Genomic DNA, 15293 nt, shown 5'->3' on the forward strand with positions numbered 1-15293 from the left:
GAACATATGAGATTTTCCCTCTCTTTACCCTGGCTGCGCTGGTCACTGGCCTCTGTCGTGGAAAAAACGGGCAGGGCACCGCTGCTGGCGGCGCTCGTACCACTGCTGATGGCCGCTTACTGGCAGTGCGCGCTCGCGCCGGAAAAGCGCCAGCTTGTTGGTGAAAATGCGCAGCTGGAGCTGCAGTTAGATAAACCACTGGCGCTCTCTCCACAGCCTGACAATAGCGCGGCGCTCTTACAGCGCACGCTGAATGACACCGAGTATCAGCAGGTGAAAGCGGTGTTCGACATTTTTCAGCAGAACCATTTGCAGGTTGACGGCAGCCGCTATCAATTCGGCAAAAACGGCAAAGGGCGTCAACGCGCGCTGGCGCTGACCATTCCGCTGCAGGGCGAGTGGAAAAACCTGACGCGATCCCTCATCACCATGAGTAAGAGCCTGATCTTTCATGTCGACAGGCTCGCCATTAGCCGTGCCAGCCCGGAGAGCGCCCATCTGCTGATCACGCTGCAGTTAACGCTGAGCCTGGCATCGGGTCTGGAGGCGTCATGAAGCTGCCGCGATATCTGAAAATCTTGCTGCTGTTGACCGCCGGGCTGCTTCTCTGGGTGCATGTCACCGACGAAGGTGCAGAAAACGGCCCCGAGATGAGCCAGGCTGCGCCAGATGAGACGCGCCCGCCGCGCCAGGCGAACCGGCCGCTGCATATCACAGATGATGCCAGCGCGATTGCCGATCTCTTCCCGGTCTATAACGCACCGGCAACGAAAGCGGCCGCGCCCGCGCCGGTGGCAAAGGTGCAGCGCGTCACGTTCCCTTTTCGCGCGGTGGGGCTGTGGATCCGCAACGGCATGCGCATCGTCATCCTGACGGATGGCGCACGTAACTGGCTGCTCTGTGACGCCTGTCGTAAAGCGGGGTATATCCGGCCTGGCGGCCTGATCACCCCCGACTGGCGACTGCAGGCGATGGCGCAGGGCAGCCTGCTTTTTGAATCATTACCGGGGCATGAGCCATACAGCATCAGCCTTAACTCTTTGACTACACAAGCCGTAACAACACAATGAAAAAACCGATTCTCACTATGGTGTGTGCGCTTGCGCTGCTGACCGGCTGCGCAAGCAGCAAACCCGTCGCACCGGAAGATGCCGCCCCCGTCAATACGGCGTCGCTGCGTGATGCGTTGCAACGTATCGATAACCAGCTTAAGAGCCACCCGCAGGATGTGAAGCTGCGAACGCAGCGGCAGCTGCTGGTGACGCAGTTAGTGGAGGGCTATATCACGACCGCCCGCCAGGCGGCGGCGAAAAATAACTATGTTGCGGCGAGCCGCGCATGGGAAGCGGTGCTGCGCTATCAGCCGGGCCACTTTGTCGCGCAGCAGGGATTACAGAAAATCGACCGGCTGCGCGTGCTGGATAAGCTCTACCAGCAGGCGCGGGCGCAGTATCAAACCGACCCGGAGCAGGCGTTAGCCAAAATCCAGCAGATCCTGGAAGAGTCACCCGGCTGGCCGCAGGCGGCAGAGATGCGTGACCGTCTGATGCGTGAGATAGCCGTGCAGAATCAGCCGGAGAAGAAGATCAAGCGCGAGCTGCGCAAGCCCGTCAGCTTCACTTTCAGCAAGCATAATCTGAAGGAGATCTTCGCTGCCATCAGCCAGATTACCGGCATCAATATCATCTACGATAAGGATGTCTCCGATGCGGCCACTGCCAGCCTGATCGCCCACGATACCAGCGCGGAGAACGCCCTCAATCTGCTGCTGCTCTCTAACCAGCTGCGTAAAAAGATCCTCAATGGCAACACGCTGTTGATCTATCCCGCCACGATGCAGAAAGAGAAGCTCTACCGCGATACGGTAGTGAAAACGGTTTTTCTCGGCTACGCCAAAGCGAAAGAGCTGAATGTGGCGCTGCGTAATTTGATTAAGCTGCGCGATGTCCATGTTGATGAGCGCACCAACTCGGTGACCTTTCGCGGCCCGCGTGAAAGCGTGGAAAAAGCCGAGCAGCTGTTGCTGACCCTCGACCGTCCGGAAGCGGAGGTGACGCTGGCGGTAGAGGTGCTGGAAGTGGACGCCAAAGATGTTGAAACCCTGGGCATCAACTTCCCAGGGCAGATTGGCATAGGCTTTAACGCTATCGAGTCCGGCAACAGCAATATCGCCATTAACGCCCTGAATAAAAATAATATGTTCGTCAATCTCGGCTCCGGCCAGGGGCTGAGCGCCAATATGCAGAAGATCCGCTCCCATGGACGCGTGCTGGCGAACCCGCGCATCCGCGTGAAAAACAATAAAAAGGCGGTGGTGGAGATTGGCGAGCGCATCCCGGTGCTGACCAGCAGTATCTCTGAGAGCTTTTCACAAGAGCAGGTGGAGTATCAGGATGTTGGTCTGAAGCTGGAAGTCACGCCGGATATCAGCGTCGATAACACTATCTCGATGGATGTGAAGTTTAACCTCAGCACTATCGGCAGCGCCGAACACTCAAAAGATGGCGTCGCTTACTATCGTACCAACAACCGCGATGCGGCCACCGTGCTCAGCAGCCAGAACGGGGAGACGCAGATGCTGGCGGGGCTGATCAAAGAGAGCGACAGTGCAGGGCTGAACGGTCTGCCTGGGCTGGCGGATCTGCCGCTGCTCGGCAAATTCTTCGGCAGCCACGAAAGTAACCATGAGCGGACCGAAGTGGTGCTGCTGATCACGCCGACCATTGAGCGCAGCATCGATCTGCCGGGCACCCATATCAACACCATTGAGATGGGCAGCGAAGATGCGCCGGGTGAGAGCGCCTACCTGCCGCCTGCCGCAGAGGAGACGCCTGAAGCGTCGCACTTTGCGCCACCGCCGCTGACGCCGCCCGCCACCTTCCCGGCGCTGAAAAAAGTGCCGGCACCAACCCTTGCCAAAGGCAAGCCGTAATGGTGCAGCGCAACGGTTTTACGCTGATTGAGATGCTGGTATCGCTGGCGCTGCTCGCCACGCTTGCCAGCGCCGCCATCCCGATTTACCAGCGTCAGATCCAGCAGCGCAACGAAGAGGCGCTGCGTGTGGCGCTGCGCCAGATCCGTACCGCCCTCGATCGCTATGCGCAACTGAGTGAAGAGGGGATTATCGAAAAAGAGGCGGATATGTCGAACTGGCCGGTGTCGCTGAATCAACTGGTGGATGGCGTGATCAATAAAAAGTCGGCCAACCGGGAGAAGATCTACCTGCTGCGCGCCATCCCGCGCGATCCCTTCTGCGACTGTGAAGGCAAGCCGAACAGCGAGACCTGGCGGCTGCGCGCCTCGACGCAGGCACCCGGTGAAAGCACCGGCGGGAAGGATATCTGGGATGTCAGCTCCACCAGCATGCAGCCCGGACTGAATGGAGTGCCGTATGCGCAGTGGTGAAAAGGGTTTTACGCTGATTGAGTTACTGGTGGTGATGGCGATTATCGCCACGCTGATGACGCTGGTCGCGCCGCGTTTTTTTAACCAAACCGAGCGCGCAAAAATTGTGGTGTTGCAGCATAACCGCAACGCTCTGCGCGCGGCGATTGCCGCCTGGCGTCACGATAGGCTGAGCGGGCCGGAGCAACTGGAGGAGTTGGTTGAGCAGGGGTACCTGTTTGATATTCCCTTAGATCCCGTCACCCAGCGACGCGACAACTGGCAAGTGAAGCGTGATGAGAACGATCAGATTATCGATGTTACTTCGCCCTCCCTGCCGGAGCAGGAAAATGCACAGGAGTAAGCCCGCAGCGCAGGGCGGTTTCACCTACCTGTGGGTGCTGCTGATGCTCACCATGCTGTCGCTCTCCTTGCTGAAAGAGACCCGCTCGCGCGAGGTGCAGTTTCGCCAGCAGCAGGAGGAGGAGCTCTTTTTTCGCGGCGTGCAGATCCGCAATGCGATCCACAGTTATCAGAAAAAGGGCAGCGGCTGCTTTCCGCTGGGCTTTGACGATCTGCTACAGGATAGCCGCGATAAAAAGCCCGTCGCCCATCTGCGCCAGTGGTTTGCCGATCCGCTCACCGGCTCGCGCGACTGGGGGATGAGCTATGACAAGCAGGGGCGCTGGGTGGGTGTCTACAGCAAAGGGCGCGGTACGCCGCTGCGCCAAACCCTCTTCCCGCCTGAGATAAAGAATTTCAAACAGGCGGAGCGCTACGAACAGTGGCTGTTCAAAACCCCGGAGGTGCTCTCCGCACCGCTCCCGTCTGCCTGCCGCTCGCTGCTTAATAAACCGGAGCGATAACCCTGTGGAAAGCCTCTTTTTTGCGCTGCTCGGCGCGATTTTCGGCAGTTTTATTAATGTGGTGATCTACCGCTTACCACGAAAAATGCAGGGGGAAGCGATAAGCCTGAGCTGGCCGCCGTCGTTCTGCCCCCACTGCCGGACACGGATAAACGCGCACGACAATGTTCCGCTGCTCGGCTGGTTGTGGTTACGCGGGCGCAGCCGCTGTTGCCACAAGCGGATAAGCATTCGCTACCCGGCCATTGAAGCGTTGATGGCGCTGCTCTTCGCGGCGGTAGTTGCCCATGATGGCGTCAACCTGGCGGCGCTGCTGATGCTGGCGCTGCTGAGCCTGCTGGTGGCGATGTTTTTTATCGATATCGACCATATGCTGCTGCCGGATCGGCTGACCTATCCCTTTATGCTGCTGGCGCTGCTCTGCGCCTGGTGCCGCCAGCCACTTCTTACGACGCTACAGGAACATATGCTGGCTGCGGCGGTCGGCTTCACTATCCTGTGGTTGCTCAACTATGGGTTTGCGCGCTGGCGCGGGTGCGAGGGCATCGGGGGAGGGGATATGAAACTCTTTGCCGGCATCGGCGCATGGCACGGCTTACCGGCGCTGTTTGATATTATGCTGATCGCCGCACTCATCGGGCTGGCGAGCGGGCTGCTGCTCTTTCGCGCCGCGCGCCAGCAGCCCTTTCCATTTGGCCCCGCCATTATTCTCGCCTGCATCGGCTGGGCGATGGTTTACAGCCAGTAATCCAGTGAGATCTGCCAGCGGCGCTCACTCAGATTCAGCAGGTAGACCTTTTGCCACTGCAATGCCACATCCAGCGAGCCAAGATGGCGGCGCAGTTCGGCAAAGCCCATGTTTTTATGCCGCTGCAGATCCCGCTGCGCAATCAGGTTGAGATCGTACTGTTCGAAAAAATCTTTCCAGTAAGCCTGCAACAGCACGCTGCGGCGGGGATCCTGCCCTGCCACGGTCGGCTGGGCGCTGCCGTTGTAGTGCCCTTCGAGCCGCAGCGTCAGATCGCTCTCGCCGGTCCAGGTGAGACCCGCCGCCACGCGGTTGCGCCAGGCGATATCCCACTGGCTCTCCGGCAGTAGCGTCTCCTGCCAGCTGTAGGGCTGACGCCCGCCGGCCCATTCGCCATAAATCAGCGTTGAGCGGGAGAGCACCCGCGAAAGATTGAGGCCAAACTGCGGCTCGCTCTGCTGCTCTTTAAACAGCAGTAACTGCGGGTTGAAATTCTCCGCAAAGCGGTAGCTGGCGCTGAGCAGCAGGCGGTCGCGCGGATTGCTGGCCTGCCAGTCGAGGCTGGCGCTGCGATCGGCGCTGCCCCTGCGGATTTTCGGTGCCCAGAGCGCGCTAACGGCGGCGTTGTCCCAAAAGTGTTGCAGGCGCACCATCCCATTGCCCATCCGGTTGTTACGCAAGGTTTCCGGATCGGCAGAGGTCATGGATCGCACGGTGCCCCGGCCAAGAAAATCCGTTGGGTTATAGCCCAGCGCGACGCCGTAGCGGGTGTTGATGCGGCCCATATCCAGCATCGTTTGCGGCGTCAGGTGGTAGCTGAGCCACGCTTCGCGCAGGGTATTGGTATAGCGGGTTTCACTGAGACGGTGGGTAAAACGGCTATCCAGGCGGTTGGAGAGCACCAGTCGCCACTTCTCACCCAGCGGCGCATCCAGACGCATATCCAGCGACAGCCGCTGCTCTTTCTCCTGCTGCTGATTGATGCTGCTGGCCGCTTCAAACATCATATTCAGCGCCTGGTAGGCGTCGGGGTTAAACTCGGCGCTGTCAGCCAGATCGAGGGCTGCCAGGGTCTCATCCTGCTGCGACAGCGCCGGTGCTGCCGGCAGTGCGGCGAGAAGCAGAAGCCAGAGAAGGGAAAGGGGCGATCGTGTCATGAATTCGCATCCCGGAAATGGGCGAGAAAATCACGCTGCAGCCAGGACTCCGGCACGTCGCGCCACTGGAAATCCTTCTGGCGCAGCACGGTAACCCAGTGCGCATTAACCCCATCAATAATTACTGCTTCCGTCGAGCGGATGCCGCCCAGTACGGGCGCATAGCGGCGATAGAAGGTGGTTTTCAGCAGGTTGCCGTTAACGGCATAGAACTCCGCTTTGCGGCTCTTAAAGTCGGTTTTATCGACCCATAAATCCATCGATGGATAGGCCGCATCTCTGTTTTGTGCCTCCAGATGCAGGTGGTAGCAGTCGCGCATCTGCCGCTCGCCATCCTGAATGCGCTCTTCTCCCACCAGCTTTGCCTGGTAATCCGCCGCCCAGTTTGCGGTAACGACATCGCCGTTGGAGGCTTGCCCCATCAGCCGCTGCTGCGGCGAAATCGGCACGCTGGCCTGGCTTGTGGGATCGTAAAGCCACAAATCGCGGCCGCTTTTCAGCGTCAGTTTACCGGCATCGCGCTGCGGGCTGATAAAGCGCAGCAGGCTGCGAAACTGGCCGCCGTCCGGCGCAACCCGGGAGTAGAGCATCAGTTCACTGGTTTCATGCTGCTTGCCATTTTTGTAACTGATAAGCGTGGTTACCAGGCTGAAGGAGCGATCCGGGTTACGTACCTCATCGCTTTTTTTCAGGATCTGCTGGGCGCTCAGCGTCGCGTACGCTGGTGCGGCGCTGATCAACAGGATGGTCAGCCACGCTGATGTCAGGCTCTTTTTCCGTAATGACATGAATTCCTCCTTTTTATTCAGGGTGTTGCATCAGATATGGCGTAGCGCTTCAACAATCGACACCCGCGAGGCGCGTCGTGCAGGCCACCAGGAAGAGAGCACGGTCACCAGCAGCAGGGTGCCCGTGACGCTGGCCAGCATGCGCCACTCTCCCCAGATACTGATGCGGATCGGCAGCGGCGAGGTAACCCCCGGCGGCTGCCATGTCATCCCGGAGCGGTTAATAAGCCAGGCCAGCGCCAGCGCGATAAGCACGCCAGAAACTGCGCCAATCGCGCCCAGCAGCGCGCCTTCGCTCAGGAACAGGCGCTGGATATCGCCACGTTTTAGCCCCACCGCGCGCAGGGTGCCGATCTCCATCGTGCGCTCCATTACCGCCATATTCATGGTGTTGCCGACGGTGAAGAGCGCAATGCAGAGGATCAGCGCCAGCAGGAACGAGAAGATCTTGCCGAACATCGCCAGCACCTGGTTGTAGAGCGGCTGTAATTGCGTGAAGTCATACACCGCCAGCGGTTCGCCGGAGAGTTTATTGGCGAAGATCTGCCGCAGGCGCGCCCGTGCGGCCTCCATCTCTTTGGTGCTGTGCAACTGGAGCAGGATTGCCGTCACGCCGGGCGTCTCCTGGCCGAAAAGCAGTTGCTGCGCCTGGCGCAGATGCAGGCTGACCACGGTGTCATCCAGCTCGCGCGCCTGCTGCGGCTGGGTGCCCAGCACGTTGACGCGGATAATATTCGGCGCACCGGCGGCGGAGGCGGCCAGTAGCTCAATATGCGATCCCGTGGCCGGTGGACGCGTATCGCGGGCGCTTTGCGACAGCGCCAGCAGATCGTCAGGTAGTGCGCTGGCATTGTTCTCTCTCGACGGCGGCGGCGCGCAGGGCTGATCTTTTACAAAATCACACAGCAGCAGCAGGCGGGCCAGCCCGCGGCCAATCAGCGCAGCCTCCGGTTGGGTACCGGTCAGCGGTTTGCGGACGATAAGGTCTGCGCCTATCTGATATTCATCCCACTTATCCAGTTGCGCCTGTCCGACGGCCTCTGTGCCATAGATCAACACCGGACGCGAGGTGCCAACCGCATAGTGGCCTGCGAGCCCGATCAGTGATAGGACCGGCGTGGTAACAGCGATCATCTTTTTCAGCACCGGATCGCGGATGAGGATATCGACGATCTGTTGATAGTTATGAATGCTGTAAAGCGCAGGGTTGCTGGTGCCGTGCAGAAGATAGTCCCGCTGCTGGATCTGCAGATGGCCTTTATCGCGCACGAAGGTGGTTTGCAGGCTGTACTCAATCGACTGGTTATAGCCTGCGAACAGAAGAATGCCTATCGCCCCGACGATAATGGCGCAGAGGGTTGAAAAGGTACGTCGGCGGCTGCGCAGTAAGTTGCGCAGGGCATGTTTCATTAGCGTTGTGGTTTGCATTATCCCCCCTTACACCATTGCCGGGCGCGTGACGCTGCCGTCATGCACCACATAGAGATCGTCCGCGGCGGCAATCACCTGCGGATCGTGGGAGGAGAAGACCACTGTCACGGCATATTCACGCTGTAAATGGCGCAGCAGCTGCAAAATGGCGGCACCGGTTTTGCTGTCGAGGTTGGCAGTCGGTTCGTCGGCGACAATCAGCGCGGGGCGGTGGATCAGTGCCCGGGCAATGGCAACGCGCTGGCGCTGCCCCCCGGAGAGCTGATTCGGCAGCGAGTCGGCCTTATGCGCCAGACCGACATTGTCGAGCATCTCATCGATGCGCTGCTGGCGATATGCCGGGTTTTTATGCTGAATCAGCAGCGGAACTTCAATGTTCTCGCGCACGGTCAGCACCGGGATAAGGTTGAAGTTCTGGAAGATAAAACCGAGGTGGCGGGCGCGAAAGTCGCTGCACTGGTCATCATCCAGCTCCGCCATCGGCTGGCCGGCAATTGCCAGATAACCACTGTCGGGCCGATCGATGCCGCCGATTAAATTAAGTAGCGTTGTTTTGCCACTGCCGGATTGCCCGGACAGGACGGTAAAGCGGTTTGCTGCAATGTTGAGCGTGACGTCTTTAAGGGCATCTACCCACACCTGGCCCAGTAAATATTTCTTACTGATGCCCTCCATTTCTACGGCCCACATGGTTCTCTTTTCCTTAGAGTAAATTCCTCTCAGGAGCGGATTTTAAAGCATGGCGATGAGCAATGGATGGGGAGGATTGGTACTGGTGTACTGGAAAGGTCTGTTTTCAGATTTTTATTCAGCGGCGTTCGGGCATAAAAAAGCCGACTCGAGGTCGGCTTTTCAGGCGTTAAATTAGAAGTTGTAGCCAACCACCAGGTAGCCACCCCAGCCGGTAGTGCGGGCGCTGAAATCGCCCGCGCCGTAGTTCAGGATCGCATCATCTTTGGTCTGGCCGCCGTTGTGCCAGTAACGGGCAACGACGGAGTAGTGCCAGTGATCGTAGCTCAGTGCCAGAATGTGGCTTGAGGCGATCGAGTTGCTGGTACGCTGCTGCTGGCCATTGTTGTAGTAGCGGCGATCGCCGAGATCGGAGCCCCAGTCAAAGTTGGTGAAGCCGATATAGCTCAGCTGGCCGCCCCACAGTGGCGTGATCGGCACAAAGTATTTCACTTTGAAACGGTAGCCGTCCCACTCGTTTTCGTTTGGCGCGCCGTAGTTCTGCCACTGGTATTTCGCATAGACGTTCAGGGAGAGGCTCATCGGCAGGCCGGTGTCGATATCGGTGCCCAGACCCATGTACCAGGTGCTTTGGCGACCACCGGCGTTACGACCCATGTCGTAGATGTAGTTGTTGGCGAAGTACCACTCTTTGAACGGGCCGAAGCTCAGATCGGTGTTGGTCAACTTATCAATGGAGAAGCGCGGTTCGATCTCCATAAACAGCGGAGAGCCGTGGTTCCAGATCCCCTTCGCACCGGAGTTGCCGCCGAAGAAGACCGGCGCATCCAGGTAGCCGTAGAAGTCGAACCAATCTTTCTTGGCGAAGGCTTCATATTCCAGATAGGTATCGTTACGCGGAATAGCCCCGAAGCGGGTGTGGTAGCTGCCCACTACGTTCACGCTCTGATGCCACCAGTCGGAGACAAATTCAGGTTTGCTGGTTTCCGCTGCGCTGGCAGAGAAAGAAGCGGTAAGCGCCAGTGCGGCACCGGCTGCGAGGAGAGTTTTTTTCATCATTACGCCACTGATTAAGATCCCAGACGGGAGTGAAAGTAAGCACGCATTAAATTGCTAAATGTTTCATATTTCTGCGCGCCTATTATAAGTATCCACGCTCACAAAAATATGTGTTGTTTCACATTATTGACATATACGTAATCGATTGCGTTCACGTTTGCGTCGTTTAAACGGCGGCGATTGTACTGACATTTATTGATAATGCCAATTGATGAATATCAACGTTGCAGAGTGGCTAAAAAAACGGAGCCGCGAAAGGGCGGGCGAGAGGCTCGCCCGCAGAAGAGAGGTTACTGCGCGTTAACCGGCTGGATATCGTGAACGCGCACAAAGCCGAGTTGCTCGGGCGTGATGCCATTAAGCTGCAGCGGAATGTCGACATCGCTCGGTGCCAGCGTGCTGGCCGGGGCGTTGATCAACTGATTCTGTACATTTAGTTCCTGATAGTTCTCGGTAGTGCCCTGAAGCTGACCATACTCAATGGTGCCGCTAAAGGCGGGCAGCGGATCGTTGGACTGGCCCTGAATATGCAGCACAACGCGCGTCCCGGCGGCGTTTGGCGCCATATCTTTCAGCGACATACGCAGTGTGCCGATCTGGCTCTTCAGCAGCGCAGGCGTATTGGCGCCGGGCAGCAGATAGGCGCCGCTGCCTGATTTGGCGTTAAGGCTGTTTTGCTGTGTGATTTTGACCGTCTCCTGGTTCAGCTTGCTCATCTCTTTATTGAGCGTGCTGACGCTTTGGTGGAGCTGGCGGACTTCGCTTTGCGGAGCGCAGGCGCTGAGGGTAAAAAGGCTTCCCAGCAACAGTGTTCTTAGGTAACGTCTTGTCATTGCGTCTGTTTCCTTGAAGGGGAGGATCGCTGTAATGGTAGATCGCAACCGCGGCCTTGCCATCGATCCATTGTCTCAAAAAGGGTCTGCCTTTGTTGTCATGCCACTTCAGGTTAAAATAGATTTCAGTTAACTCTCACGTCAGGACCCCGTATGCATTGCCCATTCTGTTTCGCCGTGGACACCAAAGTCATCGATTCTCGCCTGGTGGGAGAAGGTTCATCCGTTCGCCGCCGTCGGCAGTGTCTGGTTTGCAATGAGCGTTTCACCACCTTTGAAGTGGCAGAGCTTGTGATGCCGCGCGTAGTAAAAAGCAATGATGTGCGTGAACCCTTTAATGAAGAGAAGCTGCGCAGCGGCATGTTGAAAGCGCTGGAGAAGCGTCCGGTAAGCGCCGATGACGTAGAAATGGCGTTAAACCATATTAAATCGCAACTTCGCGCAACCGGCGAACGCGAAGTGCCGAGTAAGATGATCGGCAATCTGGTGATGGAGCAGCTGAAAAAGCTCGATAAAGTGGCCTATGTGCGCTTTGCCTCCGTCTACCGCAGTTTCGAGGATATCCGCGAATTTGGCGAAGAGATCGCCCGTCTACAGGATTGATCATGCAGGATGAAATCTACATGGCGCGCGCGCTGAAACTGGCGCAGCGCGGCCGCTTTACCACCCATCCGAATCCGCGCGTCGGCTGCGTGATTGTTAACGATGGCGAGATTGTCGGTGAAGGGTTTCACTACCGCGCCGGTGAGCCGCACGCGGAAGTACATGCCCTGCGTATGGCGGGCGACCGTGCGCGCGGCGGTACCGCATATGTGACGCTGGAACCCTGCAGCCACCACGGGCGTACGCCGCCCTGCTGCGATGCGCTGATTGCCGCCGGGGTAGCGCGGGTCGTTGCCGCCATGCAGGATCCCAATCCGCAGGTTGCCGGGCGTGGGCTTTATCGTCTCCAGCAGGCCGGGATTGAGGTGAGTCACGGCCTGATGATGAGCGAGGCCGAAGCGCTGAATAAAGGCTTTCTCAAACGTATGCGCACCGGTTTTCCCTATCTTCAGCTTAAGCTCGGCGCGTCGCTCGATGGGCGCACGGCAATGGCGAGCGGCGAAAGCCAGTGGATCACCTCTGCGCAGGCGCGACGCGACGTGCAGCAGCTGCGCGCGCAGAGCCATGCCATTCTCAGCAGCAGCGCCACGGTGCTGGCAGATGATCCGTCGCTGACCGTGCGCTGGAACGAATTAAACAGCGATACCCAGGCGTGCTATCCCGAAGCGGATCTGCGCCAGCCGCTGCGCATCATTATTGATAGCCAGAACCGCGTGACGCCGCAGCATAACGTCGTCAGCCAGCCGGGGGAGACCTGGTTTGCGCGCACCAAAGCCGATACGCGCGCGTGGCCTGAGAGCGTGCGCGAAATCATCGTGCCGGAACATAACGGCCATGCCGATCTGGTGATGCTGATGATGATGCTCGGTAAACAGCAGATTAACAGCGTCTGGGTCGAGGCGGGCGCAGAGCTTGCTGGCGCGCTGCTGAACGCGGGTCTGGTTGATGAGCTGGTGGTCTATCTTGCGCCTAAACTGTTAGGCAGCGATGCGCGCGGGCTCTGCCAGTTACCAGGATTAACGGCGCTTGCCGATGCGCCGCGCTTTAATTTCAGTGAGATACGGCAGGTTGGCCCTGATGTTTGCCTGCACCTCACCAACGCGTGAAGCCTGCTGTAAAAGGGAAGCAGCGCGTTAAATAGTATGCTAAAATCCGCCCCCCTGCGGGGTCCGAACTGAACCTGTGAAGGAAGTGTATGAACATTATTGAAGCCAACGTTGCTGCTCCGGACGCTCGCGTCGCCATCACCATTGCGCGTTTCAACAACTTTATCAATGACAGTCTGCTGGAAGGCGCGATCGATGCCCTGAAACGTATTGGTCAGGTGCAGGACGATAACATCACCGTCGTGTGGGTTCCGGGTGCTTACGAGCTGCCGCTGGCGGCAGGCGAGCTGGCGAAAACCGGCAAATATGATGCCGTGATTGCGCTCGGCACCGTGATTCGCGGCGGTACTGCGCACTTTGAGTATGTGGCAGGCGGCGCAAGCAACGGCCTGGCGCATGTCGCGCAGGAGAGCGCCATTCCGGTCGCATTCGGCGTGCTCACCACAGAAAGTATTGAACAGGCCATCGAACGCGCTGGCACCAAAGCCGGTAATAAAGGTGCGGAAGCCGCACTGACCGCGCTTGAAATGATTAATGTATTGAAAGCCATCAAGGCTTGAATTTTGTAAGGGGAATTACGTGAAACCTGCTGCTCGTCGCCGCGCCCGTGAGTGTGCCGTTCAGGCGCTTTACTCCTGGCAGTTGTCCCAGAACGACATCACTGATGTTGAATACCAGTTCCTGGCGGAACAGGACGTAAAAGATGTTGACGTCGTGTACTTCCGTGAACTGTTGAACGGGGTGGCGACTAATAGCGCATATCTCGATGGCCTGATGAAGCCATACCTCTCCCGTCTGCTCGAAGAGCTGGGTCAGGTTGAGAAAGCGGTATTGCGTATCGCGCTGTTCGAACTCTCAAAACGTGATGATGTGCCCTATAAAGTGGCGATCAACGAAGCTATCGAACTGGCTAAAACCTTTGGCGCTGAAGACAGCCATAAGTTTGTGAACGGCGTGCTGGATAAAGCCGCACCTGCGATCCGTCCCCACAAGAAGTGATCCGCAAGCCGGTGACGGGCGATGCTTTCAGCGCGCCGGTCCCGGCTTTTTCTTTTTTCTACAGAGGAATAACGTATGGCATGCGGTGAATTCTCCCTGATTGCCCGTTATTTTGACCGCGTACGAACTTCACGTCGCGACGTCGAAACCGGTATCGGTGACGATTGTGCGCTGCTCAATGTCCCCGAAAAACAGACCCTGGCGATCAGCGTCGACACGCTGGTGGCGGGTAACCATTTTCTTCCCGATATCGATCCTGCCGATCTGGCCTGGAAAGCAATGGCCTCCAATCTTAGCGATCTGGCAGCGATGGGAGCCGATCCTGCCTGGTTGACGCTGGCGTTAACGCTCCCGGAAGCGGACGAAGCGTGGCTGCAGGCTTTCAGCGACAGTCTGTTTGAGCAAATCAGCTATTACGATATGCAGCTTATCGGCGGTGATACCACCCGCGGGCCGCTGTCGATGACCATTGGTATTCATGGTTACGTGCCGGCAGGCCGCGCGATGAAGCGCTCCGGCGCGAAGCCGGGCGACTGGATCTATGTCACCGGTACGCCGGGCGACAGCGCTGCCGGGCTGGCGATTTTGCAAAACCGTTTAACCGTCAGCGACAGCGATGATGCGGCTTATCTTATGAAGCGCCATCTGCGCCCGACGGCGCGCGTGCTGCAGGGCCAGGCGCTGCGTAACCTCGCAAGCTCGGCCATCGATCTCTCTGACGGGCTTATCTCCGATCTCGGGCATATCCTGAAAGCGAGCGGGTTTGGCGCGCGGATCGATCTTGATGCGATCCCGTTATCGGATGCCATGCGTCGGCACGTCGAGCCGGATCAGGCGCTGCGCTGGGCGTTGTCCGGCGGAGAGGATTATGAACTCTGCTTTACCGTACCTGAGCTGAATCGCGGCGCACTGGATGTGGCGATTGGGCAGCTGGGCGCACCGTTTACCTGCATTGGGCAGATGGGCGCGGACGGGGAGGGGCTCTACTTCACTCGCGAGGGAAAAGCCGTGACCCTCGACTGGAAAGGATATGACCATTTTGCAGCGCACTAAAGATAAAGATATCGCGAAAAGCCGTCTCACTATGCGTAACCCCTGGCACCTGCTGGCGACCGGGTTTGGTAGCGGTTTAATCCCGTTTATGCCTGGTACCATGGGCTCGATTGCGGCGATCCCTTTTTGGTGGCTGATGACCTTCCTGCCCTGGCAGCTCTATTCGCTGCTGGTGATGCTAGGGATCTCGCTGGGTGTTTATCTCTGCCATCAGACGGCAAAAGATATGGGCGTGCACGATCACGGCAGTATCGTCTGGGATGAGTTTATCGGGATGTGGATCACCCTGATGGCGCTGCCCACTAATGACTGGCAGTGGGTCGCCGTTGGGTTTGTGCTGTTTCGCATTTTTGATATCTGGAAACCGTGGCCGATCCGCTGGTTCGATCGCAACGTGCATGGCGGCATGGGGATTATGGTCGACGATATCGTCGCCGGGATTGTCGCCGCCGGGTTGCTCTATGTGATTGGTCATCATTGGCCGATTGGGCTGATTTAGCGCTATCAGGCTGCGGCGAATTGCCTGATGGCGCTGCGCTTATCAGGCCTACAACACCGTATAGGCATCTGAGCGTA

19 protein-coding genes are annotated in these 15293 nt (G+C 58.1%); 13 read left to right on the forward strand and 6 right to left on the reverse strand.

From position 1 onward, the window contains the following. The first annotated feature begins 6 nt into the window (after window positions 1–6). Genes IAE48_RS21540 through IAE48_RS21570 form a run of 7 tightly spaced genes read left to right on the forward strand, consistent with a single transcriptional unit; the run spans window position 7 to window position 4998 of the window. Window positions 7–555: a hypothetical protein gene (locus IAE48_RS21540; RefSeq protein ID WP_200135543.1), complete on the forward strand. Its 549-nt coding sequence runs from the start codon at window positions 7–9 to the stop codon at window positions 553–555. Further along, on the forward strand, window positions 552–1070 hold the full coding sequence (locus IAE48_RS21545; protein ID WP_200135544.1) for a hypothetical protein: 519 nt from the start codon (window positions 552–554) through the stop codon (window positions 1068–1070). The genes IAE48_RS21540 and IAE48_RS21545 overlap by 4 nt, the downstream gene beginning before the upstream one ends. After that, window positions 1067–2932, forward strand: coding sequence for a secretin N-terminal domain-containing protein (locus IAE48_RS21550; protein ID WP_042712139.1), 1866 nt, complete (start codon window positions 1067–1069; stop codon window positions 2930–2932). The genes IAE48_RS21545 and IAE48_RS21550 overlap by 4 nt, the downstream gene beginning before the upstream one ends. Further along, window positions 2932–3405, forward strand: coding sequence for a type II secretion system protein (locus IAE48_RS21555; protein WP_200135545.1), 474 nt, complete (start codon window positions 2932–2934; stop codon window positions 3403–3405). The genes IAE48_RS21550 and IAE48_RS21555 overlap by 1 nt, the downstream gene beginning before the upstream one ends. Then, entirely contained in the window at window positions 3392–3748 is a 357-nt protein-coding gene (locus tag IAE48_RS21560; RefSeq protein ID WP_083699380.1) for a type II secretion system protein, read from the forward strand. Before IAE48_RS21555 ends, IAE48_RS21560 begins: the two co-directional genes overlap by 14 nt. Further along, window positions 3735–4250, forward strand: a complete 516-nt coding sequence (locus IAE48_RS21565) for a type II secretion system protein (protein WP_200135546.1) — start codon at window positions 3735–3737, stop codon at window positions 4248–4250. Before IAE48_RS21560 ends, IAE48_RS21565 begins: the two co-directional genes overlap by 14 nt. Before the next feature lie 4 nt (window positions 4251–4254). Further along, the gene (locus tag IAE48_RS21570; RefSeq protein WP_200135547.1) at window positions 4255–4998 is read left to right on the forward strand and encodes an A24 family peptidase; all 744 of its coding nucleotides are present in this window, start codon (window positions 4255–4257) and stop codon (window positions 4996–4998) included. Here IAE48_RS21570 and IAE48_RS21575 read toward each other — a convergent pair. From IAE48_RS21575 to IAE48_RS21600, 6 genes are all read right to left on the reverse strand, one after another. Further along, on the reverse strand, window positions 4986–6155 hold the full coding sequence (locus IAE48_RS21575; protein ID WP_200135548.1) for a hypothetical protein: 1170 nt from the start codon (window positions 6153–6155) through the stop codon (window positions 4986–4988). The genes IAE48_RS21570 and IAE48_RS21575 overlap by 13 nt on opposite strands. Further along, complete coding sequence (locus IAE48_RS21580; protein ID WP_200135549.1) at window positions 6152–6943, reverse strand: outer membrane lipoprotein-sorting protein; 792 nt, start codon at window positions 6941–6943, stop codon at window positions 6152–6154. The genes IAE48_RS21575 and IAE48_RS21580 overlap by 4 nt, the downstream gene beginning before the upstream one ends. 30 nt (window positions 6944–6973) lie before the next feature. Next, a complete protein-coding gene (locus tag IAE48_RS21585; RefSeq protein ID WP_200135550.1) occupies window positions 6974–8371 on the reverse strand; it encodes an ABC transporter permease in 1398 nt (465 codons plus the stop codon). A gap of 9 nt (window positions 8372–8380) precedes the next feature. Then, on the reverse strand, window positions 8381–9064 hold the full coding sequence (locus IAE48_RS21590; RefSeq protein WP_094419509.1) for an ABC transporter ATP-binding protein: 684 nt from the start codon (window positions 9062–9064) through the stop codon (window positions 8381–8383). A 174-nt stretch (window positions 9065–9238) separates the two neighbouring features. Next, window positions 9239–10120 carry a nucleoside-specific channel-forming protein Tsx gene (locus tag IAE48_RS21595; protein WP_042712126.1) on the reverse strand — a complete coding sequence of 294 codons (882 nt, stop codon included), beginning with the start codon at window positions 10118–10120 and terminating at the stop codon, window positions 9239–9241. Window positions 10121–10413: 293 nt separating this feature from the next. Next, entirely contained in the window at window positions 10414–10956 is a 543-nt protein-coding gene (locus tag IAE48_RS21600) for a DUF3251 domain-containing protein (RefSeq protein WP_200135551.1), read from the reverse strand. 153 nt (window positions 10957–11109) lie between these two features. Between IAE48_RS21600 and nrdR the strand changes: the two genes are divergently transcribed. The 6 genes from nrdR to pgpA all read left to right on the forward strand — a co-directional run bounded on the left by nrdR (window position 11110) and on the right by pgpA (window position 15216). Continuing rightward, complete coding sequence (nrdR, locus tag IAE48_RS21605; protein ID WP_023481939.1) at window positions 11110–11559, forward strand: transcriptional regulator NrdR; 450 nt, start codon at window positions 11110–11112, stop codon at window positions 11557–11559. A 2-nt stretch (window positions 11560–11561) separates the two neighbouring features. After that, window positions 11562–12665: a bifunctional diaminohydroxyphosphoribosylaminopyrimidine deaminase/5-amino-6-(5-phosphoribosylamino)uracil reductase RibD gene (gene ribD, locus IAE48_RS21610; RefSeq protein WP_094419511.1), complete on the forward strand. Its 1104-nt coding sequence runs from the start codon at window positions 11562–11564 to the stop codon at window positions 12663–12665. An 89-nt stretch (window positions 12666–12754) separates the two neighbouring features. Continuing rightward, window positions 12755–13225 (forward strand): 6,7-dimethyl-8-ribityllumazine synthase, encoded by a 471-nt coding sequence (gene ribE, locus IAE48_RS21615; protein ID WP_042712118.1) that lies wholly within the window; start codon window positions 12755–12757, stop codon window positions 13223–13225. 19 nt (window positions 13226–13244) lie between these two features. Then, a complete protein-coding gene (nusB, locus tag IAE48_RS21620) occupies window positions 13245–13664 on the forward strand; it encodes a transcription antitermination factor NusB (protein ID WP_023481929.1) in 420 nt (139 codons plus the stop codon). Window positions 13665–13739: 75 nt separating this feature from the next. Beyond that, window positions 13740–14717: a thiamine-phosphate kinase gene (gene thiL, locus IAE48_RS21625; RefSeq protein WP_124969441.1), complete on the forward strand. Its 978-nt coding sequence runs from the start codon at window positions 13740–13742 to the stop codon at window positions 14715–14717. Then, window positions 14695–15216 (forward strand): phosphatidylglycerophosphatase A, encoded by a 522-nt coding sequence (gene pgpA / locus IAE48_RS21630; protein WP_042712115.1) that lies wholly within the window; start codon window positions 14695–14697, stop codon window positions 15214–15216. The genes thiL and pgpA overlap by 23 nt, the downstream gene beginning before the upstream one ends. The last annotated feature ends 77 nt before the right edge of the window (window positions 15217–15293 follow it).

Source organism: Kosakonia sp. S57, assembly GCF_016516575.1.
Taxonomy (GTDB): Bacteria; Pseudomonadota; Gammaproteobacteria; order Enterobacterales; family Enterobacteriaceae; genus Kosakonia; species Kosakonia cowanii.

Bases quoted from the DNA above. Each gene is read 5' to 3' on its own strand.
- IAE48_RS21565 (WP_200135546.1), top strand. From the start codon at position 3,735: ATGCACAGGAGTAAGCCCGCAGCGCAGGGCGGTTTCACCTACCTGTGG.
- ribE (WP_042712118.1), top strand. From the start codon at position 12,755: ATGAACATTATTGAAGCCAACGTTGCTGCTCCGGACGCTCGCGTCGCC.
- ribD (WP_094419511.1), top strand. From the start codon at position 11,562: ATGCAGGATGAAATCTACATGGCGCGCGCGCTGAAACTGGCGCAGCGC.
- IAE48_RS21595 (WP_042712126.1), bottom strand. From the start codon at position 10,120: ATGAAAAAAACTCTCCTCGCAGCCGGTGCCGCACTGGCGCTTACCGCT.
- IAE48_RS21540 (WP_200135543.1), top strand. From the start codon at position 7: ATGAGATTTTCCCTCTCTTTACCCTGGCTGCGCTGGTCACTGGCCTCT.
- IAE48_RS21590 (WP_094419509.1), bottom strand. From the start codon at position 9,064: ATGTGGGCCGTAGAAATGGAGGGCATCAGTAAGAAATATTTACTGGGC.
- IAE48_RS21585 (WP_200135550.1), bottom strand. From the start codon at position 8,371: ATGCAAACCACAACGCTAATGAAACATGCCCTGCGCAACTTACTGCGC.
- pgpA (WP_042712115.1), top strand. From the start codon at position 14,695: ATGACCATTTTGCAGCGCACTAAAGATAAAGATATCGCGAAAAGCCGT.
- IAE48_RS21600 (WP_200135551.1), bottom strand. From the start codon at position 10,956: ATGACAAGACGTTACCTAAGAACACTGTTGCTGGGAAGCCTTTTTACC.
- IAE48_RS21575 (WP_200135548.1), bottom strand. From the start codon at position 6,155: ATGACACGATCGCCCCTTTCCCTTCTCTGGCTTCTGCTTCTCGCCGCA.
- thiL (WP_124969441.1), top strand. From the start codon at position 13,740: ATGGCATGCGGTGAATTCTCCCTGATTGCCCGTTATTTTGACCGCGTA.
- IAE48_RS21545 (WP_200135544.1), top strand. From the start codon at position 552: ATGAAGCTGCCGCGATATCTGAAAATCTTGCTGCTGTTGACCGCCGGG.
- nrdR (WP_023481939.1), top strand. From the start codon at position 11,110: ATGCATTGCCCATTCTGTTTCGCCGTGGACACCAAAGTCATCGATTCT.
- IAE48_RS21580 (WP_200135549.1), bottom strand. From the start codon at position 6,943: ATGTCATTACGGAAAAAGAGCCTGACATCAGCGTGGCTGACCATCCTG.
- IAE48_RS21550 (WP_042712139.1), top strand. From the start codon at position 1,067: ATGAAAAAACCGATTCTCACTATGGTGTGTGCGCTTGCGCTGCTGACC.
- IAE48_RS21560 (WP_083699380.1), top strand. From the start codon at position 3,392: ATGCGCAGTGGTGAAAAGGGTTTTACGCTGATTGAGTTACTGGTGGTG.
- IAE48_RS21555 (WP_200135545.1), top strand. From the start codon at position 2,932: ATGGTGCAGCGCAACGGTTTTACGCTGATTGAGATGCTGGTATCGCTG.